The sequence below is a fragment of the Kitasatospora sp. NPDC059146 genome, from assembly GCF_042786665.1.
In the GTDB taxonomy this organism is placed as follows: domain Bacteria; phylum Actinomycetota; class Actinomycetes; order Streptomycetales; family Streptomycetaceae; genus Kitasatospora.
In genome coordinates this window covers 34,743-53,791 of sequence record NZ_JBHZCY010000031.1, presented here as the reverse complement: position 1 = coordinate 53,791, position 19,049 = coordinate 34,743, and the positions used below count along the sequence as shown (strand labels likewise).

Here is a 19,049-nt window from a genome sequence, read left to right as displayed (position 1 = left end):
TAGCAGACCCCTCCGCTCCCTTCGGTCAGGGCCCGGGGACGAGGGTGTTCTCGTTGGTGCGGCCGGCGGCGTAGTCGTCGATGTTGCGGGCGGTGGCGTCGATGATCTGGCCGACGGCGGTGTGGGTGAAGTAGGCCTGGTGGCTGGTGACCAGGACCTGGGGGAAGGTGACGAGGCGGGCGAGGACGTCGTCGGTGATGCCTTGGACGGAGCGGTCGGTGAAGAAGACGCCGGTCTCCTCCTCGTAGACGTCCAGGCCGACGCCGGAGAGGCGGCCGGCGCGCAGGGTCTCGACCAGGGCGGCGCTGTCGATCAGGCCGCCGCGGCTGGAGTTGACGAGGATGGCGTCGTCCTTCATGCGGGCCAGGGCGGCGGTGTCGATCAGGTGGTGGGTGGCCGGGAGCAGGGGGACGTGCAGGCTGACCAGGTCGGCGCGGGTGAGGAGTTCGGGCAACTCGGTGTAGTGCATGCCGAGTTCGCGGCAGGCCGGGTTCTCGGCGATGTCCCAGCCGAGGAGTTCGGTGCCGAAGCCGGCCGCGATCCGGGTGAAGCACTCGCCGATCTTGCCGGTGCCGATCACGCCGACGGTCATGCCGTGGACGTCCCGGCCGAGGAGGCCGTCGAGGCGGAAGTCGAACTCCCGGGTGCGGGTGGCGGCGCGGGTGAGGCGGCGGTTGACGGCGAGGGCGAGGGCCCAGGCGTGTTCGGCGACGTCGAGCAATGCCGTCCTGGGGGAGGTTGGGCCGGACGGTGGCACCGGGGACCTCGTCGAACGCCTTGCGTTCCTCCGCGCAGCGCCAGCCCTCGGAGTTGGGCTTCTGGGAGGCGGCGGAGCTGGTCGGGTGGGTGCAGGTGCGCCACGTGGTCTCGGGCAGGTGGGTGAGCGTGCGAGCCGGACTCAGGAGAACGGAGCGTCGGCCGCGGCGGGGAGGCCGGCGATGCGGCTGGCGAGATCTCCCTCCCCCGTTCCCCAGGTCGCGATCAGCTCGTGCCGGGTGGGGTCGACGCCGTAGCGGGGAATCAAGCCGTACCTCAGGATCCTCTCTGCGCGCCGCCTGGCGCCTCACCATTATGACTTGCCGCCAGAGCTGCATGTTCTGAGCGGCTTCGGTGCCTGGTATGCACGGGCGGTGGGGAGCTCGGTGGCGCCGCCGGTGTCCCCGGGCGCTATGGGGCCGCGTCCGGAGCGGACTGGGTCAGCTCCCGCGCGACACGGGTAGGGGCACGGGGAGGAGGATCCCCGACCTGTGGATTACTCAGGACGACCGACTTGTCGGAAGTCCTTGGGCCCGGGCGTTCGTGCCTCAGTGGCGGTGCGGACAGGTATCTGCCGGTCTGGGCAGCGGCTTGGTTCCGGGGAGACGGGCAGGTGAAGTGTCCGGGCCAGGTTCTGGATGCTCTCGTCCACGCGTTGCAGGTGTCGCAGGACCCGTCGCGTCGCGTTGATGTCTTCCGCGCGCGCCCCGGGCTCGCTCACTGCGAGCTGGGTGGGGATCCCGGGACCGCGTGCGACCAGAGATTCGTCCCCGTCTCGGAGGGCTGCCCCGCCGATCAGGATCGCGAGGTTGTGGTCAATCCTGCGGGCCTCGTCCACGAGGCGCGGATCGGTGCCGAGGTGGAGGCCGGCCGGTACCAGTCCGGCGGTGGCGGCCAGGCTGCGGGTGTGGAAGGCCGCCGTCTCCAGTTGGCCCAGGACGGTGAGCGCGGCGCGCCGGCGGGACCGCAGCGGGCTGATCGGCATGGTCAGCGGCTGCACCGACAGGCGCAGGCCGTCCAGGGCCGTATCCAGTGCGCGGGCCGGGTCGAGCAGGTCCCCGCCGGGCTCGCCGCTCAACTGGGCCAGCGATCGGGAGAGCACCGCTCGCAGCTGCTCCAGCACGTCGCGCAGCAGCTGGTCCGTGCGTTCGCGGGTGTGCACCGGCAGCAGGAGCTGAGCGGCGGTCAGTCCGCACGCGATTCCCAGCGCGGTCTCCTCGATCCGCACCACCAGCACGCCCGGGGTGAGGGTGTGGAGCAGCGTGTAGAGCATGCCGAGCATGGTGGTGACGAAGAAGGACATCAGGGTGTAGGACACCGTGATCGTGTAGTACATCCCGAACACGCTGAGGCCCGCCAGCGCGAAGGCCGGCCAAGGTGCGCCGCTTATCAGGGCGGCGAGGGCGAGTCCGGCGGCGACACCCGTCACCGTGCCGATCAGGCGCCGGTATCCCCTGACGAGGATCTCGCCGGTGGAGCCGGTGCCGATGAACACCACCCAGCAGGTGAAAACCGCCCAGTACCAGCGCTGGGGTGACAGCAGTTCGCCGCCGACGATGGCCAGTGCCGATCCGGTCGCGACCTGGAGTGCGGTCCTGGTGGTGGGGCGGAGGCGAGGGCCGTGCTGATCCTGTACGGCGTCCTTCGCCAGGTCGGATCCCACCGCCCGGAGCTCCTCACGAACCCGTGCTGTCCCGGGGGTGTTCTGGGCCGCCAGGGTTTGACCGTCGATGGCCGGGCGATAGCGAAGCAGGGCGTGGGCGAGGTCTCCGGCGGAGCGGAAGACGTCCTGCATCGCCGGGGATGCGTCGGGCATGTGCTCGTCACGGCGGTAGCCGAACAGCCGGTCGCGGACCTCGTCGGCATCGGGGCCGGCCGGCCGCAGCGGACCCGGACCGATCGCCGTGCGCAGCGCACGCAGCTCCGAGTTCAGTACGGGCAGCGTCGCCAGGTCCTGGGCGTCGGCGGGGAAACCGGCGGGTCGTGCCTTCGTCAGGTGTCGGGCCAGGGTGTCGACGTCGGCGCCGGGCCGCAGGACTCGCAGCACGAGGACGGCCAGCCGTTCCACGGCCGTTTCGGCTTCCGCCACGTGGCGCTGGATCGCGGTGGCGGTGTGCTCGTCGGTCGTGCGGGCCGCCAGCTGCTTCTGGATCATCAGTGCGCCCGTGTGCAGGCGGGCAGCCTGTCGGCGTAGGTCGTCGACCGCCCGCTGGGTGCGTGGCGCCAGCGGTCCGCCCTCGGTCACATCGATCAGCGAGTCGAGCACCAGCACGAGACGCAGGTCGAAGGCTCGTTGCAGCCGTGTCAGCGTCCGCTGCGGCGACGAGCCCAGGACGGTGAACCGGACCAGCGCCGAGCCGAGGAAGGCCGTCAGTACGGCCACGGACAACTGTGGCAACTGCTCCACGCGGGTCCCGACGAACTGGGTCACAAAGAAGAGCTGGAAGGCGAAGACACCCAGTGTGGTCGCGCGCGGGCCCAGGTGCCGGATGTGGATGGCGGCGAAGATCAGGAGCACGAACACCACATCCGCAACGACCCGGTACGGGGCCAGCACGCTTCCGACCGTCATGACGGTCAGAGAGACCGGCACGCCCATTGCCAGGGTCAGCGCTTGGTCGCGCGGCCGGGGTTCGGTGACCGCGGCCGTGCTGACCATCGCCGTGAGGGCACCCGTCACCAGGATCGGCACCGGGGCGTCCAGTGCCGTGAGGGCACCGAGCGTCAGCAGCACCGCGCCGACCGTGCCGAGGGCGGAGAGCAGCCGAACCAGTCCGGGATCGGATGCCAGGAACCGATCGTAGGCATCCGCCGGTCCCGATTGCGTTCGCCGCATGCCCCAGCCGCCCTTCTCGCCGGATCGATCGTGGATGTCCTATGCCGCGGATTCGTCGAGCGAGGCCAGGAAGTCGTCCACGCCGACCACGTTGTGGGAGACCATGCTCAGGCCGCGCATCATCGCTTGGTAGGTGACCAGGCCACCGGGAGCGGCTATCGCGTCGGTGAACGCGGTGACGTGGTAGCCGCGCTCCATCGCGGTGCGGGCCGTCGATTCGACGGCCATGATCCCGGAGACCCCGGCGATCGCCAGGTATTCGACGCCACGCTGCCGGAGCTGGAATTCCAGGTCGGTGTGGTGGAAGACGTCGAGGCTCTTGTGCGGCGCGAGGACCACGTCGCCCGGCCGGGGAGCCAGGTCCTCGTGGAACTCGGTGTTCCAGGTGCCGGCCCCGAACATCCGGCTGTCGAACATCTGCCGGTGGATCCCGGAGACGTGCTTCCACGTCGAGTAGTCCTCATCGGTGAAGGACGTCGTCGAGTAGAAGACGGGAACGTCCTTGTGCCGCCGCACACCGGCGATGAGCTTCTTCAGGTTGTCGATCGTACCCAGCCGTTCGTATTCCGGCGCGTAGATGGAATAGGCCTTGCCGTCCTTCGAGAAGTTCTCGTTGACGAGGTCGACGAGCAGCAGTCCCACTCGACCGTGTTCGTAGGTGCTTGCCATGGCTGTCCTCCAGTGCAGTAGTAGTCGGCGGCCCCCGGACTGGGAACTACCGTTACAAGTAATGACTGTAACGCAACTTGCGTCCGAGTGCAGCCCCCTCGCGGATGCCGCACCGGCATGCAAGTGCCCATCAGTGAGTCGAGCCCAGTGGCCGGGACTTGACGGCGCGAGAGTCACGTCGCGGATGCCGAGGCGTGTGGGAGGCCTGCTGGGTCGGCGTGAGTTCGAACGAGGTTGCCGATGCGCGCCGAATCAACGGCCAACCCGGCCCTGGGTGTTGGCCTCAGGTCAGGCCGTGCTGCCAGGCGCGGGCGGCGACTTCGACGCGGTTGCGGGCGCCGAGTTTGCGCTGGGCGCTGCCGAGGTGGGTCTTCACCGTGGAGAGGGTGACGTAGAGGGCGGCGGCGACCTCGTCGTTGGTCAGGCCTCGGGCGACCATGGCGACGACGTCCTGTTCGCGAGGGGTGAGTGGCTCGTGCGGCGGGGGAGCGTCGGGTCCGGGGCGGGCCGGCTGCCGCGTGGGCTGGGCGGTCATGTGCCGCAGGAGTCGGACGGTGACGGAGGGGGAGATGAGCGAGCCGCCCACGGCGGCCGCGCGGACGGCTTCGATGAGCAAAGCGGGGGAGCAGTCCTTGAGGACGAAGCCGCACGCTCCGTGCCGCAGCGCGCTGTAGACGTATTCGTCGAGGTCGAAGGTGGTGGCGATGACCACCTTGAGCGGTTGTGCCGCGTCGGGTCCGGCGAGGAGGCGGGTGGCTTCGAGTCCGTCCATACCGGGCATGCGGATGTCGAGCAGGCAGACGTCGGGGCGCAGTCGGCGGGCTTCGGCGACGGCGGTGGTTCCGGTCGCGGCTTCGGCGACGACTTCGATGTCCGGTTGGGAGTCGAGGATCATCCGGTACGCGGCGCGCACGGTGACCTGGTCGTCGGCGAGGAGGACGCGGATGGTCATGGTGCCCATCGTGCCAGGCGTCAGGACGGGCCTGCGGAGGCGTTGCGGCTGAGGGGGATCTCGGCGCTCACCTGCCAGCCGTCGGCCGGTCCGGGTCCTGCGGCCAGGCGTCCGCCCAGGGCGTGGACGCGCTCACGCAGTCCGGTGATGCCGAACCCGTCGGGGCTTCGGCATGGCGGCGTGTCGGCCTGGGGCTCGGCGTTGTCGGTGACGCAGACGGTGAGCGCGACATCGTTCGAGGCCAGGCGGATGTCGATGGTGACCGTGTCGGCCTGGCCGGCGTGTTTGCGGATGTTGGTCAGGGCTTCCCGGACGATGTGGTGGACCGTTGAGGCGATGTGGTCGGCCGGGGGCGCCGCGAGCAGCCTGGGGTCGATGGTGAGGCGGACGGCGGGTCCGGCCGAGCGCAGGGATTCCGCGAGGTCCGGCAGGCCATGCAGTCCATCGGGGGCATCCAGCGGCGCAGAGCGGTCCGCTTGACGCAGGAAGGTGACCATGGCCCGCATGGAGTCCGTCGCCTGTGCGGCGGCGTCCTCGATGTTGGCCAAGGCCTGGTCCAGAACCTGGGATGTCGGCGGGCGGCCGTTTGCGGTGGTGAAGCGCACGGCTTTGACCTGCGCGGTGATGGCGGTGACGTGGTGACCGACGAAGTCGTGCAGTTCACGGGCGTATTCGAGGCGCTGGGCGTTCAGGCGGGCCTGGTGCTCACGTTCACGGGTGGCATCGAGCAGGCGCAGGTAGAGGCCGAGGAGGACCAGCACGGGGGCGGCGAGCAGCAAGACCGGGGCGCTGTACTTGGCCGCCTTGACGAACTCGGAGCCGGGCAGGCGCAGCAGAACCAGCGTGGCGGCGAGATAGGCGGCGGTGGCGAGCGGGATCATCCCTCGGACAGGCTCGTGGCGGATCGCGCGGATGGTGAGGAGCAGCAGCACGCCCATCTCCGTGGTGCCGGGAGAGTGCTCGGGTCGGTGCGCCAGGTGGGCGGTCACCAGGGACAGGCCGGTGGAGGCGGTGACCGCGGCCCATCCGGTGCGCGTCAGATGGTGGGGCGGCGCCAGGAGCGCCGCGACGCACAGCAGACCGACGGCGATCGTCGCGGCGGTTGTGGGCGCAAAGCCGGTGTCGAGGGCCTCGGCGGTCATCACGGCCAGGGCCGACGCGGCGGCGATGGCGTGGCCGCGGTGGCTTCGGAGCCAGGAGGCGAGCATGGCGCGCGCCGAGGTGGTGAACATGTCGGTCCACGCTACGCCCACGCGCATCCGCCGGCCCTCCACCGTTTGACCGAGGCTCCGGCATGGCAGTCGGCCATCCGGTCGATCCGCGCACCCGGCCCGTGCCGGGAGGATCGTCGATGTCGATCTGCCGTCTGCCCCTGAGGAGTTCGTATGAGCCGTGAACGCAGCGCCTTGACCGCGCCGACCGTATTGCCGAACGAGGCCGCCGCCTGCGCGCGGGGTCTGAGCAAGTCATACGGGAGCGGCGAGGCACGGGTCGTGGCGCTGGACAAGGTCGACGCGGACTTCGGTCGGGGCATGTTCACCGCGATCATGGGCCCGTCCGGGTCGGGCAAGTCGACGCTGATGCACTGCATGGCCGGCCTCGACTCCTTCACCAGCGGCTCGGTGCGCATCGGCACCGCGGAGCTGGGCGCCCTGAACGACAAGCAGCTCACCCGGCTGCGCCGGGACGAGATCGGTTTCATCTTCCAGGCGTTCAACCTGCTGCCGACGCTGAGCGCGTTGGAGAACATCACTCTGCCCCTCGACATCGCGGGCCGGACACCCGACAAGGAGTGGCTGGACACCGTCATCGCGACGGTGGGGCTGGCCTCTCGCCTCTCCCACCGGCCCTCCCAGCTGTCCGGCGGCCAGCAGCAGCGCGTGGCCATCGCCCGGGCGCTCGCGGCCAGGCCGGAGATCGTGTTCGCTGACGAGCCGACCGGCAACCTCGACTCGCGCTCCGGAGCGGAGGTGCTCGGCTTCCTGCGGCACTCGGTGCGTGAGCTCGGGCAGACGGTGGTCATGGTCACCCATGACCCGGGCGCCGCCGCCTACGCGGACCGGGTGGTGTTCCTCATGGACGGCCGGATCGTGGACGAGATGGACGGACCCACCGCGGATGCGGTGCTGGACCGGATGAAGGATCTCGATGCCCGGCGATCGCGCTGACTTCGTCCGCCCCTACCGCTGCGCGGCCGGCAAGGCTGCCCGCTGCCAAGTCAGGACTTCGCACTTTCATGTTTCGCACCGCCTGGCGCACCGTACGCGCCCACAAGTCCCGCATGGCGCTGACTGCGCTGGCCGTCACCGTCGGCGTCGCCTTCGTCACCGGGATCCTCCTGTTCACCGCCACCGTCTCCGATGCGCTCACCGGCTCCTACCAGCAGACGTACACCCACACCGATGTGGTGATCCGTCCGGACGGCCGGGGAGCCGCCGCGGCGCCGGATGACCGGCTGCCGTCCCTGACCCCGGCCGACCTGCGGCGGGTGCAGGGCCTTCCCGAGGCCGGCGGTGTCCTCGCCGTCGTCTCGGGCTCGACGGCCCTGGGCTGTCCGGACGGCCGCCCGGCCGGTCGCGGCGGCCCCGCCAGGGCGGGCAACTACGCAGACAGCGGCGAAGGCGACCCTCGATTCACCTTCATCGGCGGTCGCCCACCCGCCGGAGGCGGCGAGATCGCCGTCGACGAGGCCAGCGCCGCACGGTGCGGTTACCATGTGGGGGACACCGCCCGGATCTCGGTGGACGGGCCTGGTCTCACCGCGCGGATCAGCGGTGTCTTCACCACACAGGCCGAGCCCGCCGTCACCGCCGGTGGAAGCCTAGTGCTGTTCGACACCGCGACCGCGCAGCAGCACTTCACCAGCCCCGGCCACTACAGCGAGTTCCACGTCAAGGCCGCACCCGGCATTCCGGCCGAGCAGCTGCAGCAGGCAGCGGAGCGGACGCTCCCGGGCACGGTCACCATGACGGCGGCCTTCCTCACCCGGGACCAGCAGCTTGCCGCTCAGAGCACGGTCACCGGGCTGCGCACCACGTTGCTGTCCTTCGCCGCCGTCGCGCTGTTCGTCTCCTGCTTCCTGATCACGAACACCTTCGGCATGCTCGTCGCCCAACGGGCCAGGCAGATCGGCCTGTTGCGGGCGATCGGGGCCTCGCGTCGCCAGATCACCCGTCTGGTGCTGGCCGAGGCCTTTCTGGTCGCGCTCGTGGCGTCACTGGCCGGGATCGCGGTGGGCATCGGCGTCGCCCAGGGCCTGCGCCCCCTTGCCAGCGGTCTGGGCAAGGGCGGCCCACTCCCCACCGGTGGGTCTCTGAGCCTGCCCGCTTACGCGCTCGTCCTCCCCCTGCTGGCGGGGGTGCTGACCACGCTGGTCGCCGCATGGCTGCCCGCCCGCAGGGCTGCCCGAATCGCGCCGCTGGCCGCCCTGCGCACCGCTCTCGCCCCGGCACCGAAGAGCAGCGGCAGGGCCCGCGTGCTCGTTGGCATCCTGCTGGCCGGCAGCGGGGTGGCCTGTCTGCTGGCCGGACCGAGGACCGACAGCATCCAGAACGGCGCCCCGGTGGTGGCACTGGGTGCCGTCCTTGCCGCCGCCGGCCTGCTCGCACTCCTGCCGATGCTGGTCGCACCAGCCCTCGCCCCGGTCCGCCCCCTCCTCGGCAGGGCCGGGATCAGCGCGCGGCTGGCGATACGCAACAGCACCCGAAACCCCTGGCGGACCGCGGCGGCCGCCGCCTCGCTGGTCATCGGCGTGAGCCTGGTGACGGCCCTGACCATGATCGCGGCCGGTGGCCTCGCCGCCGCCAACGCCCAGAGCGCCCACGTCGTCAAGGCCGACTACGTCGTCTCGATGCAGGACCTCACTCCCCTGTCCGCCACCGTGGAACAGCGCCTGGCCGCCAGCTCCGACGTCACCGCCACCGCAGCGATCCGTGAAGCGGAACTGTCCATCAACCAGGGCCGGCAGTACGCACTGGCCGTTCCCACCACGGCCGTGCGCGACATGCTGCGCCTTCGTCTGGCCGGCGGGTCGGCGGATGCATTCGGTGGCCCGAGAGTCCTGGTGACCACCGACGACGCCCGCGCTTACGGCTGGACAGCGGGAAGCCGGTTCAACGCCCAGCTACCGGACGGACGGCCCGCGCAGTTGACGGTGGCGGGCGTGTACGAGTCCAACACTCTGCTGACCGGCATCCTCATCGACACCGCCGTCCTGTCCTCGGCCCCTGACACCGCCAAGAAGGTCCTTCTCACCACCCGGGACCACCCCAGCGCCGCGCTGCGGCTCGCCCTCACTCACGCCCTCGGCGACAGCCCTGCCCTGAGCATCGACAGCAGCGACGACCTGGCACGGGCGGCCGCAGACGGCACCAACCGCATGCTGAACCTGCTCTACGCCCTTCTCGCGCTGTCCGTCACGGTCGCGTTCCTGGGTATCGCGAACACCCTGGCGCTGTCCGTCGCCGAGCGCCGGCGCGAGATCGGCATGCTGCGGGCGATCGGCCTCACCCGGGCGGGAGTGCGCGCCATGGTGCGCGCCGAAGCCGTCGTCATCGCCGTCTTCGGCGGCGTGCTGGGCACCGCCCTGGGCGTCTTCCTCGGCTGGGCCGGCGGTGAACTGATCGCCGGCCACCTTTCCGGCTACCACCACGGCGTGCCCGTCGGGCGCCTGGTCGTCCTCCTGCTCCTGGCCGCACTCGCCGGTCTCCTGGCCTCGCTGTGGCCGGCGCGCCGCGCGGCCCGCACCCCGGTCCTGACGGCGATCGGAACGGAATAGCTTCACCAGCCCGCCACCGCCGACGGTCTGCCTCTCAAGTGTCCGACGCACGTTGTCGAACGCGGAACCGGGAGATGGTCGTCCGGCTGCCGGCAGCGAGCCCGGTCAGGTTCGCGGTGTCCTTCCCGGTCGCTCGGACTTCCCCGTCCGGAAAAGAAAAGTTACAGTCTCTATCTGTAAAGTAACTTGCCCCGAGGGGGACATCTGGTGGATGGAGAAGGCCGCGGGCAGGTCCTGAACCTTCCCCAGGGGACAGCCGTGGCGCCTGCCCCGCGCAGCACTCGGTCCCGCCGGGCAACGCTCCCGGGCGGCGCAAGGCCACCGGGCCCAGTCGCCTTCCAGGTGGGTCCGACAAGGCCGAATGATCACCGCATGTTTAGTTACGCCGATTCGGTGTAACTAGCCTGCGGCTCCACTCCACAAGCTCATTCCCCACACCACAGAGAAGGTGAACACCGTGGACAGCAGGCAGGCTCTCGTCGAGCGCAGTATCCCGTTCCTGCGGGAGATCAAGAACCGCACCGCAGGCAAGGAACTGGAAACCTGGCTCAACACCACCTACGGCCCCGACTCTGAGCTGCACACGGACCTGTCGAAGCTGGTCAAGCAGGGGCTGGAGGAGGGGTGGGCCGCGAACGTCGAGATCGACGGTCCTCACTACCGCCGCAGCGTCATCGAGCCGCCCTCCGAGCGGACCGAGTACTTCAGTATCACCGCGGTGTACATGAACAGCGTGCCGGTCTACCGGGGCCAGTTCCACCAGCACCCGTACGGCGAGATCAACATGGTCGTCCCGATCGACGCGGGCGCCGAGCTCCGCGGCCCGCACGGCTGGCAGGGGGCGGGCTGGACCGCCCCGGCGCCGGCGAGCAAGCACTACCCCGAGGGACGTGGTGGCGGGCTGATCGCCCTGTTCTACCTGCCGGCGGGCCGCATCTCCTACGACGCCAGGCCGTTCGCCAAGTAGGCGCCACCGATGCGCCGTTGGAGCCGGACGATGTCGCGCCTCGGTGGTCATGCGCGGGGGCGTGGCAGGGGCCACGGCCTTGCCGGGCCTGCCGGCGGCCCACTGTGGGTGCCCCGCGTTGCCGCCCTGACAGGCCTACGGGCTGGTGATCGGCAGGCGGGTTCCAGGCCCGGGTCGCGGGGCGGGTGGTGATTCGATCCAGGGGCTTCGAAGGCGGGGAACCGGCGGCGATATGCCGCACAAGTTTGATGAACGAACGGATTGGAGCGCTCTGCTGATGGACAAGGTGGTGGCCACTGCCGAGGAGGCAGTGGCGGACATGGCGGACGGCGCGTCGCTCGCCGTCGGCGGGTTCGGTCTGGTCGGCGTCCCGAATGTGCTGATCCACGCGCTCTTCGAGCGCGGTGTCACAGGACTGCGCGTGGTGTCGAACAACTGCGGCACGGACGGCGGGGGCCTGGGCATCCTGCTGGCCGCCGGAAAGATCGCGCGGGTGACCGCGTCCTACATCGGCGAGAACAAGGAGTTCGCCCGCCAGTACTTGGGCGGCGAACTGGAGTTGGAGCTGACCCCGCAGGGCACCCTGGCCGAGCGGATGCGGGCCGGCGGCTGTGGCATCCCCGCCTTTTTCACCCCGGCCGGTGTCGGCACCCTCGTCGCCGAGGGCGGCCTGCCCTGGCGCTACGCCGCCGACGGGTCGGTGGTCGTGACATCGCCGCACAAGGAGGTGCGTACCTTCGACGGCCGCCAGTACGTGATGGAGCGCGGTATCACAACTGACTACGCCCTGGTGCGCGCTGCCCGCGGCGACCGTCTCGGCAACCTGGTCTTCCACCGCTCCGCCCGCAACTTCAACCCGCTGGCCGCCATGGCCGGGCGGATCACCGTCGCCGAGGTCGAGGAACTGGTCGAGCCCGGCGTGTTGGACCCGGACGAGATCCACCTGCCGGGCGTGTTCGTCCAGCGCGTCGTCGAACTGACGCCCCAGCAGGCGGCGGACAAGGGAATAGAGAAGAGGACGGTGCACGCCTGATGGCCTGGACCAGGGACGAGATGGCGGCCCGCGCCGCCATGGAGCTCAACGACGGTGACTACGTCAACCTCGGAATCGGCCTGCCCACCCGGATCCCGGACCACGTGCCGGACGGGATCCGGGTGGTGCTCCAGTCGGAGAACGGGATCCTGGGGGTCGGTCCCTACCCGTCCGAGGAGGTGGTCGACCCCGATCTGATCAACGCGGGCAAGGAGACCGTCACCGTCCTGCCCGGCGCGGCGTTCTTCGACTCCGCGCTCTCCTTCGGCATGATCCGCGGCGGCCACATCCACACCGCCGTCCTGGGCGCCATGCAGGTCTCGGCCCGCGGGGACCTGGCCAACTGGGTGATCCCCGGCAAGATAGTCAAGGGCATGGGCGGGGCCATGGACCTGGTCCATGGCGCGCGCCAGGTCATCGTGCTGATGGAGCACACCGCCAAGGACGGCAGCCCGAAGATCGTCGCCGAATGCACCCTGCCGCTCACCGGCAAGGCGTGCGTGAACCGCATCATCACCGACCTCGGCGTCCTGGACGTCACCGACGACGGCCTGGTCCTCGTCGAGACGGCCCCCGGTGTCACCGCCGAGGAGATCGCCGCCCGCACCGCGGCCCCCATCCGCGTCGTGTCGGCCCTGGCGACATCGGTCTGACCGTCGGCCGGCCGCCCGCCAGCCCGGTACCCCGGACAGTCGCCGCGCCGGCGGGCCTCCTCGTACCATCCCGTACCCTTACCCCCAGGAGCCCCTTGATGATCGAGCGTCCGCGGGACGTCTACGTCGTCGATGCCGTCCGCACCCCGATCGGCCGCTACGGCGGCGCTCATTCCGGGACACGTCCCGACGATCTCGCCGCCGGAGTGCTTCGCGCCCTGGTCGGCCGCAGCCCCGACCTGGACCCGACCCGCATCGACGATGTGGTTCTCGGCAACGCCAACGGCGCCGGTGAGGAGAACCGCAACGTAGCCCGGATGGCGACGCTGCTCGCCGGACTTCCCGTCACCGTGCCCGGTGCCACCGTCAACCGGCTCTGCGGCTCCGGCATGGAGGCGGTCATCCAGGCCGCCCGCGCCGTCGCCCTGGGCGATGCCTCCGTCGTCATCGCCGGCGGCGTGGAGTCGATGAGCCGCGCTCCCTGGGTGCTCCCCAAGCCCGAGCGGGCCTTCCCGACAGGCCATGCGCAGCTTTCCTCCACCACCCTCGGATGGCGCCTGGTCAACCCCCGGATGCCCGACGAGTGGACGGTCGCACTCGGTGAGGGAGCCGAGCTGATCGCCGACAAGTACGGCATCAGCCGCGACGCACAGGACGCCTTCGCCCTGGCCAGCCATCAGAAGGCGGCCCGCGCCTGGCAGGACGGCCTCTACGACGACGAGATCGCGCCGGTCGACGGAGTGGTGCTCTCCCGCGACGAGGGCATCCGCGACAACACTTCCATGGAGGCACTGGCCCACCTCAAGCCGGCCTTCCGCACCGGCGGCACCGTGACCGCCGGCAACTCCTCCCCGCTCAACGACGGCGCGGCCGCCCTGCTGCTCGCTGACGAGGCAGGTCTTGCCGCGATCGGCCGCGAGCCGCTGGCCCGCATCCGCACCTCGGCGGTCTCCGCGATCGAGCCTCAGTACTTCGGCCTCGGCCCGGTCGACGCCATCACCAAGGCGATGGCGAAGGTCGGTGCCGGCTTCGGAGACCTGCAGACCGTGGAGCTGAATGAGGCGTTCGCCGCGCAGGCGCTCGGCTGCCTTGCCGCCCTGTCCGACCTCGACCCGGTCATCGTCAACCCGCGCGGCGGAGCCATTGCCATCGGTCACCCCCTCGGGGCGTCGGGCGCCCGCCTCACCGGTGCCGTTGCCCACCAGCTCGCCGCCGCCGGCTCCGGCAAGGGTCTCGCCTCGCTGTGCATCGGCGTCGGACAGGGACTCGCCATCGTCCTCGAACGCTGACCCGACCCCGCCCGCAGAAGGACCCAACCTCATGACCGCCGCACCCCCACCCGCGCGAGAGCCGGTCAGCCAGGCCGCCATCAACCGCGAGATTGCCGACCTGCGCGACTCCTACGCCAAAACCCGCGCCGCCGGAGCCCCCCACCGCCACCACCCCGACCGCGACTACCCGCCCTACCGCAGCAGCAGGCTTCGCCACCCGCTGGGCCCGTTGGTCGCCGTGCACGACCCCGAAGCCGTCGAACTGACCAGCCCCGCCTTCGGCGTCACCGACATCACCGACCTCGACTCCGACCTCACCCGCCAGCACACCGGCGAGCCGGTCGGCGAACGCATCACTGTCGCCGGCCGCGTCCTCGACCGCGACGGCCGACCCGTCACCGGCCAGCTGGTGGAGATCTGGCAGGCCAACGCCTCCGGCCGCTACACCCACCAGCGCGACCAGCACCCCGCCCCACTGGACCCCAACTTCACCGGCGCCGGCCGCTGCCTCACCGACGACCAGGGCCTGTACTGCTTCACCACCGTCAAGCCCGGCCCCTACCCCTGGCGCAACCACACCAACGCCTGGCGGCCCGCCCACATCCACTTCTCCCTCTTCGGCACCGCCTTCACCCAGCGCCTCGTCACCCAGATGTACTTCCCCGGCGACCCGCTCTTCCCCTACGACCCCATCCTCCACTCCGTCACCGACGCCGCCGCCCGCCGGCGCCTGGTCGCCACCTACGACCACAACCTGTCCGTCGCCGAATGCTCGCTCGGCTACCGCTGGGACATCGTCCTCGACGGCCCCGCCGCCACCTGGACCGAAGAAGGCCGCCAATGATCCATCTTCCCCCGACCCCCTCGCAGACCATCGGCCCCTTCTACGGCTACGCCCTGCCGTTCACCGGCGGCGAGACGATAGCCCCCACCGGCCACCCCGCCACCATCACCATCCGCGGACGCGTCCTCGACGGCGCCGGTGCCCCGGTACCCGACGCGCTCCTGGAGTTCTGGCAGGCCGCCCCGGACGGCAGCCTGACCGGCGTCCCCGGGTCGCTGCGCCGCGACCCGGGGACCGGCGCCGTCCTGGGCCGCACCGGTGTGGACTTCACCGGCTTCGGCCGTGTCGCCACAGGCAGCGACGGTGGCTGGACCCTGCGTACGCTCGCACCGGGTGCCCACCGCGACGGTGCGACGCCCTACCTGGCGGTGTGCGTCTTCGCCCGCGGCCTGCTGCAGCACCTGTACACGCGTATCTACCTGCCCGAGCAGGTGACGGCGCTGGCCGCGGACCCGGTGCTCGGCGAACTGCCCACCGAGCGCCGGGCAACCCTGGTCGCCACGGCCGAACGCGACGGGGTGTACCACTTCGACATCCGTCTCCAGGCGGGGGACGGACCGGACGAGGAGACGGTCTTCCTTGAGTTCGCCTGACAACCGCGCCGGCAACTCCTCACCGGGCGCCGTCCTCGGCCTGCTCTCCCCGGGATACGCCGGCTCGGCGGCCGAGACCGCCACCGGTGACGCCGCCTTTCTGCAGGCCATGCTGGACGCGGAGGCGGCCCTCACCCGCGCCCAGGTCACCGTCGGCCTAGCCCCCGCCCGGGCCGCCCGGGCGGTCGGCGCGGCCTGCACCGCCGACAGCTACGACCTGCCGGATCTCGCCCGGCGCGCCGGCTCCGGTGGCAATCCGGTGATCCCGCTCGTGGCCGACCTCACCACGACCGTCGCGATGCGGGATCCGGGCTCGGCCGCCTACGTCCACCGCGGTGCCACCAGCCAGGACATTCTCGACACCGCCGCCATGCTGGTCACCCACCGCACCCTCCCCCCGGTGCGTGCCGACCTGGAGCGCACCGCCGCCGCCCTGGCCCACATCGCCGCCGAGCACCGCGACACCCCGATGCCCGGCCGCACCCTCACCCAGCACGCCGTCCCCACCACCTTCGGCCTCAAGGTCGCCGGCTGGCGCTCCCTGGTCCTCGATGCCGATGCCCGCCTGCAGGCCGTCCGGCAATCGCTGCCCGTCCAACTCGGCGGCGCTGCAGGCACCTTGGCCGCCTTCCATGCCTACGCCGAAGCCGACCGGACTCCCGTTGCAGGCGGCGACATCGGACTGCGGCTCTTGGCCGAGTACGCCACCGAGACCGGGCTCGCCGAGCCCGCACTGCCCTGGCACACCCTGCGCGCCCCGATCGCCGATCTCGGCGCCGCGCTGGCCTTCACCGCCGGGGCACTCGGCAAGATCGCCGCCGACGTTCTTGTTCTCTCCCGCACCGAGATCGCCGAGGTCACCGAAGGCAGTGGCGGAGCATCCTCGGCCATGCCGCACAAGAACAACCCGGTCCACGCCACCTTGATCGCCTCAGCTGCCCGCCGGCTACCGGCGCTCGCCGCGATCCTGCTCGGATCGATGACTGCCGAGGACGAGCGACCCTCCGGCGCCTGGCACGCCGAATGGCAGACCCTGCGCGAGGCTCTCAGGCTGACCGGCGGCGCCGCCCGCGGCGCCGCCGAACTCGCCGAGCAACTCCGGGTCATGCCGCAGCGGATGCGCACCCACCTCGACCTCACCGAAGGGCTGATCGTCTCCGAGCGGATCGGCATCGCCCTGGCCCCACTGATCGGACGCGGACCGGCCAAGGACCTCCTCACCCGCGCCTCCCACCGCGCCGCCGAACAGGGCATCCCCCTCTACCAGGCACTACGCCAGGATCCAGCCCTTACCGGGCTTGCCCTGCCCGAAGGCCGACTGGCCGAACTCGCCGACCCCGCCCACTACCTCGGTTCCGCCACCGCCCTCGTCGACCGTTCCCTGCGTACCCCGCCCGCGCAGCACTGAGCCACCACCCGGCACCCCGACGTGCCGCAGAAGGAAACACCCGTGAGTCATCACCCGCGTCTGCTCCACCACCACCTCGACGGCCCCACCGACGCGCCGCCGCTGATCCTCGGCCCCTCGCTGGGTACCTCACTGGCCGTCTGGGCTCCCCAGCTGAACGCACTCGCCCGCACCCACCGGGTGCTCCGCTTCGACCTGCCCGGCCACGGCAGCACGCCCACCACCGTCCTGCCGAACCCGGCCCCCGGGGCCACCACCGTGGCCGATCTCGCACAACTCGTGCTCGACCTCGCCGATCACCACGGCTGGCCCGCCTTCCACTACGCCGGCATCTCACTCGGCGGCGCCATCGGCGCCCACCTCGCCATCCACCACCCCCACCGCATCTCCACCCTCGCCCTTATGTGCTCCTCCGCCCACTTCGGCGAACCCGCCGCCTGGCACGAGAGGGCCCGCCTGGTCCGCGAGCAAGGCACCGAACCGCTGCTCGCCACCACCCCCAGCCGCTGGTTCGCCGAACCGGCCACCGCCGCCACCCCGTACGGCGCGACCCTGCTCGCCGACCTGGCCGCCGCCGACCCTGCCGGCTACGCCGCCTGCTGCGACGCCCTCGCCGACTACGACCTGCGCGACGATCTCCTGCGGATCACCGCGCCCACGCTGGTCGTTGCGGGACGCCAGGACCCGGCCACCCCACCGGCCCACGCCCGACAACTCGCCGACAACATCCCCGACGCCGCACTCACCGAGGTGCGCGAGGCCGCCCACCTCGCCGGCGTCGAACAACCCGGCCCTGTCACCGCCGCCCTCCACGCCCACTTCGCCACGACTGCGGGCTCCGCCGACGGTGCAGCCGACCGGCACGCCGTAGGCATGCAGGTGCGCCGCGCCGTCCTAGGCGACTCCCACGTCGACCAGGCAGTGGCACGCACCACTGACTTCACCGCACAGTTCCAGGACTTCATCACCCGCTACGCCTGGGGAGAGATCTGGTCCCGGCCGGGCCTGGACCGACGCTCCCGCAGCTGCGTCACCCTCACCGCCATGGTCGCCGGAGGCCACCACGAGGAGCTGGCCCTGCACGTGCGCGCCGCTCTCACCAACGGCCTGACCTGTGAGGAGATCGGCGAGGTCCTGCTGCAGACCGCCGTCTACTGCGGTGTCCCCGCCGCCAACACGGCCTTTGCCATCGCCCGACACGTCCTCGACGAGCTCGACACCAGCGGCTCCTGACTGCAACACCGGACGAGGCGGTGGACGCTCAGTGAGCCGGGTCGCCGGCCAACCCCGGCTCCACGGGCACTCGGTTGCCGCTGCTCTCGAAGCCCGTGGACGGTTCAGGGGCGGGGCGTAGCCTGCTCGCCGATCAGGCCGGTGCGCAGGGTGGAAAGGATGCGGGAGAGCAGTCGGGAGACCTGCATCTGCGAGATGTCGAGGCGTTGGGCGATGGCGGTCTGGGGCAGTTCCTCGATGAAGCGCAAGTGAAGGATCAGGCGCTCGCGTCCGGTGAGGCCGGCGATCAACGGGCGCAGCGACAGAAGCTCGTCGACCAAAGGCAAGCGGGCATCGTCGAAGCCGAAACCGCGCTCGAGATCGGCCTGTCGGGACCCGGCGTCCAGGAGTGCGTCAAGCGAGGCGGCGGTGGAGGCGTTGGCGGCAGTGAGCGCATCAGAGACGTCTGCTGGACCGATCGAGAGGTGTTCGGCCAGTTCTGCCATGCTCGGGGTGCGTCCGAGGTTCTGCTCGAGGTGGGCCCGGGCGTCGGCCAGTGTGGAACGCAGGTCCTGGAGGCGTCGGGGCACGTGGACAGCCCACGTGGAGTCGCGGAAGAAGTGCTTGATCTCGCCGACGATGGTGGGCATCGCAAAGCTGGCGAACTCCACGCCTCGTGCCGGGTCGAAGCGGTCGACGGCGTTGATCAGGCCGATTGTTCCGACCTGCAGGACCTCCTCGTATGTCTCCGGTCGAGTGCCGAGGCGGCGGGCGGCGAACCTGACGAGGGAGAGGTTGAGTTCGATCAGTGCCCCGCGCACGTGGGAGTGGGCCGGGGTGTCCTTCTCCAGCTCCGTCAGCCGACCCAGCAGGGTCCGGGAGAGGTCGCGGGCGTCGCGATAGCGGACGGCGTACGGGTCGGGCATCTCCGGCAGGTCGGCCGGCTCGCCGGGGCGCTCGCATGCCATGGCGCTGGGGCCGTAGGCGGGCCTCGGCGTGCTGACGGCGGCGAGCGGGGTTTGCATGTGGAGAGCGGCGGAGCCCAGGGGGGCGGGCAGGAGGCCTGGCGCGGGGCAAC

The 19,049-nt window shown here is 71.0% G+C and carries 16 protein-coding genes and 1 pseudogene; 10 read left to right on the top strand and 7 right to left on the bottom strand.

The window, feature by feature from the left end; translation table 11 throughout:
* Positions 1 to 25: 25 nt before the first annotated feature.
* From ACFXPX_RS16315 to ACFXPX_RS16290, 6 genes and pseudogenes are all read right to left on the bottom strand, one after another.
* Positions 26 to 712, bottom strand: a pseudogene (locus tag ACFXPX_RS16315) (NAD(P)-dependent oxidoreductase); the annotation flags it as partial.
* 186 nt (positions 713 to 898) lie between these two features.
* Positions 899 to 1,024: a hypothetical protein gene (locus ACFXPX_RS16310; RefSeq protein WP_380641760.1), complete on the bottom strand. Its 126-nt coding sequence runs from the start codon at positions 1,022 to 1,024 to the stop codon at positions 899 to 901.
* Between the two features lie 228 nt (positions 1,025 to 1,252).
* On the bottom strand, positions 1,253 to 3,592 hold the full coding sequence (locus ACFXPX_RS16305) for an FUSC family protein (RefSeq protein ID WP_380641757.1): 2,340 nt from the start codon (positions 3,590 to 3,592) through the stop codon (positions 1,253 to 1,255).
* 39 nt (positions 3,593 to 3,631) lie between these two features.
* Positions 3,632 to 4,261, bottom strand: a complete 630-nt coding sequence (locus ACFXPX_RS16300) for a cysteine hydrolase family protein (protein WP_380526061.1) — start codon at positions 4,259 to 4,261, stop codon at positions 3,632 to 3,634.
* A 283-nt stretch (positions 4,262 to 4,544) separates the two neighbouring features.
* Positions 4,545 to 5,222 carry a response regulator gene (locus ACFXPX_RS16295; protein WP_380641754.1) on the bottom strand — a complete coding sequence of 226 codons (678 nt, stop codon included), beginning with the start codon at positions 5,220 to 5,222 and terminating at the stop codon, positions 4,545 to 4,547.
* A gap of 11 nt (positions 5,223 to 5,233) precedes the next feature.
* A complete protein-coding gene (locus ACFXPX_RS16290) occupies positions 5,234 to 6,445 on the bottom strand; it encodes a sensor histidine kinase (protein ID WP_380641751.1) in 1,212 nt (403 codons plus the stop codon).
* A gap of 153 nt (positions 6,446 to 6,598) precedes the next feature.
* On the opposite strand from ACFXPX_RS16290, the gene ACFXPX_RS16285 reads away from it, so the two are divergent.
* The 10 genes from ACFXPX_RS16285 (at position 6,599) to pcaC (ending at position 17,992) form a co-directional block, all read left to right on the top strand.
* Positions 6,599 to 7,381 carry an ABC transporter ATP-binding protein gene (locus ACFXPX_RS16285; protein ID WP_380641748.1) on the top strand — a complete coding sequence of 261 codons (783 nt, stop codon included), beginning with the start codon at positions 6,599 to 6,601 and terminating at the stop codon, positions 7,379 to 7,381.
* 68 nt (positions 7,382 to 7,449) lie between these two features.
* Positions 7,450 to 9,990 (top strand): ABC transporter permease, encoded by a 2,541-nt coding sequence (locus ACFXPX_RS16280; protein ID WP_380641745.1) that lies wholly within the window; start codon positions 7,450 to 7,452, stop codon positions 9,988 to 9,990.
* A gap of 457 nt (positions 9,991 to 10,447) precedes the next feature.
* Entirely contained in the window at positions 10,448 to 10,957 is a 510-nt protein-coding gene (locus ACFXPX_RS16275) for a DUF4863 family protein (protein ID WP_380641742.1), read from the top strand.
* Between the two features lie 277 nt (positions 10,958 to 11,234).
* Complete coding sequence (locus tag ACFXPX_RS16270; RefSeq protein ID WP_380526049.1) at positions 11,235 to 11,990, top strand: CoA transferase subunit A; 756 nt, start codon at positions 11,235 to 11,237, stop codon at positions 11,988 to 11,990.
* Positions 11,990 to 12,643, top strand: coding sequence for a CoA transferase subunit B (locus tag ACFXPX_RS16265; protein ID WP_380526047.1), 654 nt, complete (start codon positions 11,990 to 11,992; stop codon positions 12,641 to 12,643). The genes ACFXPX_RS16270 and ACFXPX_RS16265 overlap by 1 nt, the downstream gene beginning before the upstream one ends.
* Before the next feature lie 98 nt (positions 12,644 to 12,741).
* Positions 12,742 to 13,932: a thiolase family protein gene (locus tag ACFXPX_RS16260; protein ID WP_380526045.1), complete on the top strand. Its 1,191-nt coding sequence runs from the start codon at positions 12,742 to 12,744 to the stop codon at positions 13,930 to 13,932.
* A 31-nt stretch (positions 13,933 to 13,963) separates the two neighbouring features.
* On the top strand, positions 13,964 to 14,758 hold the full coding sequence (gene pcaH / locus ACFXPX_RS16255) for a protocatechuate 3,4-dioxygenase subunit beta (RefSeq protein WP_380526043.1): 795 nt from the start codon (positions 13,964 to 13,966) through the stop codon (positions 14,756 to 14,758).
* Positions 14,755 to 15,351 (top strand): protocatechuate 3,4-dioxygenase subunit alpha, encoded by a 597-nt coding sequence (pcaG, locus tag ACFXPX_RS16250; RefSeq protein ID WP_380641739.1) that lies wholly within the window; start codon positions 14,755 to 14,757, stop codon positions 15,349 to 15,351. The genes pcaH and pcaG overlap by 4 nt, the downstream gene beginning before the upstream one ends.
* Positions 15,338 to 16,759 (top strand): 3-carboxy-cis,cis-muconate cycloisomerase, encoded by a 1,422-nt coding sequence (gene pcaB, locus ACFXPX_RS16245; RefSeq protein ID WP_380526039.1) that lies wholly within the window; start codon positions 15,338 to 15,340, stop codon positions 16,757 to 16,759. Before pcaG ends, pcaB begins: the two co-directional genes overlap by 14 nt.
* A gap of 42 nt (positions 16,760 to 16,801) precedes the next feature.
* Entirely contained in the window at positions 16,802 to 17,992 is a 1,191-nt protein-coding gene (pcaC, locus tag ACFXPX_RS16240; protein WP_380526037.1) for a 4-carboxymuconolactone decarboxylase, read from the top strand.
* Positions 17,993 to 18,096: 104 nt separating this feature from the next.
* Here pcaC and ACFXPX_RS16235 read toward each other — a convergent pair whose 3' ends face one another.
* Complete coding sequence (locus ACFXPX_RS16235; RefSeq protein ID WP_380526035.1) at positions 18,097 to 18,996, bottom strand: SigB/SigF/SigG family RNA polymerase sigma factor; 900 nt, start codon at positions 18,994 to 18,996, stop codon at positions 18,097 to 18,099.
* Positions 18,997 to 19,049: the final 53 nt, after the last annotated feature.